The 4,046-nt window shown below is 70.8% G+C and carries 3 protein-coding genes and 1 pseudogene; 1 reads left to right on the top strand and 3 read right to left on the bottom strand.

Annotated features, from left to right (window positions below; genetic code table 11):
- Positions 1–214: 214 nt before the first annotated feature.
- Complete coding sequence (locus tag ABZV38_RS39330) at positions 215–484, top strand: hypothetical protein (protein ID WP_356333650.1); 270 nt, start codon at positions 215–217, stop codon at positions 482–484.
- Between the two features lie 62 nt (positions 485–546).
- On the opposite strand, the pseudogene ABZV38_RS39325 reads toward ABZV38_RS39330, so the two are convergent.
- From ABZV38_RS39325 to ABZV38_RS39315, 3 genes and pseudogenes are all read right to left on the bottom strand, one after another.
- Positions 547–1,746: pseudogene (locus ABZV38_RS39325) on the bottom strand (AMP-binding protein); the annotation flags it as partial.
- 26 nt (positions 1,747–1,772) lie between these two features.
- Positions 1,773–2,363, bottom strand: coding sequence for a lytic polysaccharide monooxygenase auxiliary activity family 9 protein (locus tag ABZV38_RS39320; protein ID WP_356333649.1), 591 nt, complete (start codon positions 2,361–2,363; stop codon positions 1,773–1,775).
- A 160-nt stretch (positions 2,364–2,523) separates the two neighbouring features.
- Positions 2,524–4,046, bottom strand: a 1,523-nt coding sequence (locus ABZV38_RS39315) for an SPFH domain-containing protein (RefSeq protein ID WP_356333647.1), incomplete at its 5' end; no start/stop codon positions are given.

Below are 4,046 nucleotides of genomic sequence, written 5' to 3'. Positions count from 1 at the left end.
GCAGCTGACTCTTAATCAGCGGGTCCGGGGTTCGAGTCCCTGGCGGCGCACAGACAACGCAGTGGGCGGTCTACGTACTCATACGTAGACCGCCCACTGCGTTTTTTGCTGTCCGGCGTTCCATACAATCGTGTTACACAGTCGTACTAGACACGCGTTTTAAACCGGTTCGGCCGCGTCACTGCTGGAGACCGGTCAGGAGTTCGGCGGCGCGATGGGCATGGCGCTGCTGGGCGCGGTCGCCACCGCGGTGTACGGAGCGGACCTGCCGGACTCCGCACCCGAGGCCGCCCGCGAGACGCTGCCCGGGGCTCTGGCCACGGGGGACGCTTCGCTGATCTCGGCGGGCCGGGAGGCATTCGTGCACAGCATGCAGTACGCGTCGGTGGCGGGATCGCTGATTCTGCTGGCGGGAGCGGTGCTTGCCGTTGCGCTGCTGCGGCGCGGCGGTGGGCCCCGGAAGCAGCTGGCCCCGACGCACTGAGGTGCCGTCCACGTCACCCTTTCGTCCCCCAACGGGCGATACGCATCACCGCCCGCCCCGTTCCACCACACCGGGTCGGTGGTCCGGAAGCCCTCGCGGCGGAGCGCGACCCGGTGCACCTTGTTCGTCGCCGTGACCGGCATCGCCGGGACGATCCGTACGAAGCGGGGCGCCATCTTCGTCCCCAGGTCCGGCTGGGCCGCCAGGAACGCGGCGAAGGCGGCCGGGTCGAACACCGCCCCCTCGCGCAGCGCCAGCGCCGCCATCACCTGGTCGCCGGCCACCGGGTCCGGCACCGCGTACACCGCTACGGCCGCCGCGTCCGCCCAGCGGGCCAGGATGTTCTCGATCATCGCGGCCGCCAGGTTCTCGCTGTCGACGCGCAGCCGGTCGTCCGTGCGGCCCGCGAAGTAGAGGAAGCCGTCGGGGTCGCGAGCCGAGCCGCAGCGGATGGTCACGGTCGTCGGGGCGCTCGGGGGTCGCCAGCAGGTACTGCACGGCGCGGCCGACATAGGTGAAGTACGTGGCGCCGTACGCCCGTACGTCGTCGAGGAAGCCGGAGGCCGAGAAGCGGCGGCGCAGAGCGACCGCGGCGCCGCCGGCCAGTGCGGGGGCCCAGTCGGCGAGCACGGCGTTGCCGTGGAACATCGGCATGCAGACGTAGTGGACGTCGTCGCGCCGCACCCCGAAGTGGTCGACCAGCGACAGCCCGGCTGCCGCCAGTCGCCCCTGGGTGCAGATCGCGGCCTTGGGTGCACCGGTCGACCCGGAGGTGAAGTAGAGCAGCATGCGGGTGGCGGGCCGGACCTCCCCGAGCACCGTGTCGCCCGGCTCGGCCCCCGCGTAGCCGGCGAGCAGCTCGACGTACGCGTCGGTGTCGGTGACCAGTAGCCGTACGCCCGGCAGATCGAGCCCGTCGAGCAACGGCAGATGCGCGCGTTCGGTCACCAGGACCCTGCAGCCGGTGTGCATGATGTCGCGGGCCAGCTCGGCACCGCGCCGGGTCGGGTTGATGCCCGCAACGGCGGCCCCGGCCAGGGCCGCCGCGCTCAACCACAGGGGGAACTCGGGTTGTTGTCGAGCAGCACCCCCAGGTGCGGTTCGCTGCCCGCCGACAGCAGATCCACCAGGAGCGCCGCACGTGCGGCAGCGCCGGCGGCAACCTGGTGGTGACTGAGGACGGTGTCCTCACGTCTCAACCCGGGCCGGTGGTCGCCCCATTGGCGCTGTACGAGCTCCGCGACGGTGTCTGCGCTCCCCATGGCGCCGCACGGTAACTGACTACAAGTCAGAACTGAACATCGGAGCACGCGTAGAACGCGTTCCCGGTGTCCGCGATGTTCCAGACGCTCAGGATGATGTGCCGTCCGGTCTTCTGGGTGGGGATGGCGCCCTGCTGGGTCAGGGTGGCCGGGGGCTGCTGACCGCCGTACGGCACCGTCATGAACGGCTGGGACTCAAGCGCTGCCCTGGTGAGCGGCTTGGTGGGGTCCCAGCCGTTCTTGGTGATGTAGTACCGGAAGTCGGTCGTGGCGTGGCGGGCGGTGAACTGCCAGCGGAAGCTGAAGCCCTGGCCGGCGGTGACCTTGGTGGCGGGCCAGTTGCCGCCGCGCGGGTCGTCCAGTGCGGCGAAGTTGTCGTGGGCGCCGGAGCAGATCTTGCCGTCGGCCGGACCCGCCGCCGGGAAGCCCTTGGGGGCCTCGACGCTCTGCGGCTCGTACTGGATGGCACCGCAGCCGGTGACGGTGCCGTTGGCGCAGAGCTTCTGGCGGCTGATGGGGTTGTCGGTGTAGCCGTGACTGCCGGCGCTGCCCGTCGCGAACATCGAGACGCCCGCGATGGCGAGGCCTATGACGGCCACGCTTGCCCGTTTACGCATTGCTGTCGCTCCTCAAGAACGTGGGGGAAGTTCCATGAGCACTGCTGCGCGTGTGATGGTGCGGTCTAGACCAAGCCTTAGATTATTGACAGGGCGTGAACATGTCCAGACCAATGGGAGTTGGATTCCGGTTCCCCACGAAGACGGTACGGCGGCGCGGTCAGCAGCCTTCCCCGCCACTGCGTCCGGTGTAGAAGGCCACTGTCAAGTCCTTGACCAGCGCCTTCCGTTCGTAGTCGTCGAGCGTCACGAGGCCCCGAGCCGTCAGCCGGTTGACAGTGTCGTCCACCGCGTCGACCACGGAAGTCAGGACGCTGTCGCGGTGTTTGTCGTCGATGGCGGCGATCCGTCGGCGCTGCATGGCGGCGGCAACCTCCGGCGCGTACTCGATACCGGTCGGCTGCACGGAGTACACCTCGATGCCCACCGGCTCGCAGTCCGTCTTCAGCATCAGGGTCAGCGCGTCACCGACCGCCTCCGCGTTGCGCAGGGAGTGCGCGTCCTCGTAGAAGGCGTCGGCGGGCAACTGCGACAGGACCCGCGCCATCGCCGACTCGACCTGCTCGCGCAGATACTCCTCGTGGTCCGCCACTCCGAACGTCGCCTGCATCGTGTCCTTGATCCGCCACACGACGAGGACGACGACGCGCAGCGCCGCACCGTCCGCGTCCACCGCGGGCAGCGGTTCGCTCCGCCAGTGCCGAAGCCGTACGTCGACGCGGCGGCGCAGCATCAGCGGGCTGGTCCAGACGAGCCCGGTCCGCCGCACGCTCCCCCGGTAGTCGCCGAAAAGCGTCAGCACCCAGGCGCACCCGACCCGCCCGCGGTACAGACCGCCGAACGCGAAGAGCACCAGAGTCACCAGGAGGGCGAGCGCCGCCCAGGCCCCGAGGCCGATCCCGTCGTACGGGCGCGCACCGATCCCGGCCCGCACGAGTACGCCATGCGGCAGCGCACCGACCCACCACAGCACGGCTCCACCGGCGACGCCCCCGGCCAGCGCGGTGAGCACCGCGATCCATCCGGGCAGTGCGTACCCCGGCTTCTCGGTCAGGCACGGATCCGCGACCGGCGCGGACCGGGCAGGTGCCTTCACCTTCCCCCCGTCGGCCACGGGCGCCCGCCGCTTGCCCGGCGCCTTCTCCCCACCACCGGCCTGCCGCGCCGGATCGGCGGGCGTCTCGGCGGCGTCGGCCCGCGCGGGGTCGTCACGGAAGAGGATGTGTACGGGGACGACGGCAGTGCGCTCGTTGGCGCCGACGGCCTGCTGCCGTGCGGTGTCCCACCGGGCATCGCCCGCGATTCCGAGCTCGGCCTCGACGGACGCGAGGGCGTCGGGCGCGGCGTCGGGCGCCGAATCGACTCCGACGTTGTCCTGCAGCTGTACGGGCCCGGTCTCGACCGCCAAGGCAGACACCGAAGCCGGCACCGGCTCCGAAGCCGGGGCAGACAGCGGCGCCGAGGCCGGCTCCGAAGCCAAGGCAGACACCGAAGCCAAGGCAGACACCGAAGCCGGCACCGGCTCCGAAGCCGGGGCAGACAGCGGCGCCGAGGCCGGCTCCGAAGCCAAAGCAGACACCGAAGCCGACACCGGCTCCGAAGCCGGGGCAGACAGCGGCGCCGAGGCCGGCTCCGAAGCCAAAGCAGACACCGAAGCCGACACCGGCTCCGAAGCCGGGGCAG

It is taken from the genome of Streptomyces sp. NPDC005181 (assembly GCF_040608395.1).
Classification (GTDB): Bacteria; Actinomycetota; Actinomycetes; order Streptomycetales; family Streptomycetaceae; genus Streptomyces.
The sequence above is the reverse complement of the archived record's forward strand: the minus strand, read 5'-3'. Positions and strand labels throughout refer to the sequence as shown.